The following is a 2,254-nucleotide window of genomic DNA, read 5'->3' as shown; positions in this document are numbered from 1 at the left end:
TAGGCCTCACCAGCATAACGGTGCTATGAGTCCGAACCAGGCAGAGGAAAAGTACTGGGTTAACTATAAAGCGGTGGCCAGTTTTACTTGACCACTACAACAACGTCTGAAACCAAGAATAAAAAAGAAAACCCTTCCTTTATATACTATGACTAGGCGTGCTTTTTAATTGAGCACTTACTCACTACTCAATGCAGTGTTGTTTCATGAATAGCAGCTACTGCCTAGCATCAACCAGTTCGATTTGGTTACTGGGCATTAATGGAGAAAATTCAGCTCCCCCCTATAGAAACCTCTGTTCCTTGTAAACTAATAGCCTTGATTTATTCACACTATTTTTCGTTTTGGTTTAATTAATCCATCACTTTCTAGTTCTTTTCGGAACCGCTCGATATATCGCTTATAAGTTTTTTCCTTCAGATCATATTTAACCAGTAGGTTCTTGAGTTTTCCCTTTTTAGCAATGTAGTCAGACCTAATTTTTCTAACGAGATCCAGATTTTTCTTGTCCTTCAACTGAGATGGCAAAGAAGGCTGTAAGGTATGTAAGTAAGTTATGTCGATTGTTGCACTGCCATCAAACCAGCCCTTTAGGTATTCGGCATATTTTTCATCTGGAACGATGAAAATATGCTCTTTATCTTGGTCAACATCTTTGTTGCGAATGCTGGTTCTTGCCACACACTGATACGCAGTTTCATAGCAACGCTCTGTCAAGAGCGCCTTCATGATCTCATCACCTGAATATCCATGGTCTTCTGCAAACAGTTTCAAGGAATTTTCCTCATTTCTGTCAGGGCGGTTAGATGCAAGGTACACAGCGTGATCAAATCTAGTGTAGCTGTTCTGACCATGTGAGGAAGTGCTGATCTTTTTTATGGCGTCATTGGTTAAAAATTCATGCTGATCCTCCTTTGCGTTGAGGAACAGAAGTGAATTTTTCCCTTGAAGAATGCCTGCCGCAATCTCCTGAGCATAGAGGCATACACTTTGAAGAGATTTTACTGGCTTACCTTGGTATAACAGCGCTTCGTTAGCTGGCTTCTTCTTCAGATATGAAGACCACTTACTCCCAACTATAATGGGGTAAATACGAACCCTGTTAAGATGCAACGTTGGAAGGGGTAGATTATCTAGAATTGGAATTTCCGTAATGGTCTTCTTCATAACTTTTTCCAGAACGAAGCCAGTTAAGGTATCCCGCAGCTGTGCACTTAGTATTGCTACGCGCCTTGAATTGCTGATTACTTCTTCTAATTTTTGCCAACGAATGGCTTGGTAAATATTAAGGAACTTACCATCGCTGCTATACCTCCTGGTGTACATTACTTCGTGGCCTTCAAGCAGAAACTCTAATAGCATTACGACTTCCTTTGTAATGCTATTATCGAACCCCCTACGAGGGTTATCAATGCGGCGTTGTATATCTGCCCTGTCTGCGTCAGGTTTGATAATGACTCGTTGGTAGTTAGCATGAGCGCAAGGCACAGTCATAATGTACTGCTCCCATGTGGATCCTTGATCTTTGAATTCGTAATGCACCTCTAAGTGCTGCACTAGCGTGCTAGGAACTTCATCTATAATGAGCTCTATGTTACGTAATTTTTTAGTGTCTATGGTCGCGAGTATCACATGCGATACAAAAATGACACCTTGAAAGCCATGATCTAAAGCTTTGGTCAGTTCCTCGCGAACAGTGGTAGATGCCGGTATCGTTTTAATATCAATGCGGCATGAATTCACAGGGTTCGCTGAAGCGTTATTTACTGCCGTAAAAACTTCATAATTCTGCTTTGTGAGTTTGTTAGTTTTCGATGCGAAAATTATGGTGTCATTGGGCTTCTTGGCAATGTATGGATACATTTCTTGAACAGTATGAAGGCTTTTGCCTCCACCACAACGGCTCTTAACGTGGAAGACTTCGTTCGACATAGCTATGTCCCTATTTCTGTCAGAATAGGGACATTATTTCACTGTCCGTAAAACTGTGCTCATTTTTTTAAGAACTTTGTCCTCTTAAGTAGAAGCCGAAAAATGGGTCAAAATCCCTTAGAAACTTTAAGGGGAAATGTCCCCTTTTTTATTTTCGCTTTTGGGAGGAGAGCCGGAGTGCTTCCTCCTTTTCAAACGTCCTCCGCCAGCCTGCACTGGGACCTCATAGCAGAAACTCCTCCGCTGCGATTGCGAAAGTTCTGCTGCTCATTTCATGCGTTTTGCTCGGAACTGGTAATGCCTTATCAACGCCATTTTGCGA

Annotated in this window: 1 protein-coding gene; it reads right to left on the bottom strand. The window is 41.8% G+C overall.

What is annotated here, in order from left to right:
• Positions 1–327: 327 nt before the first annotated feature.
• Positions 328–1,932, bottom strand: coding sequence for a hypothetical protein (locus tag BIS10_RS18440; protein ID WP_253507650.1), 1,605 nt, complete (start codon positions 1,930–1,932; stop codon positions 328–330).
• Between the last annotated feature and the right edge of the window lie 322 nt (positions 1,933–2,254).

This window comes from Halomonas sp. 707B3, assembly GCF_024158645.1.
GTDB lineage: Bacteria > Pseudomonadota > Gammaproteobacteria > Pseudomonadales > Halomonadaceae > Vreelandella > Vreelandella lionensis.
This window is presented reverse-complemented; position numbering and strand designations above follow the sequence as displayed.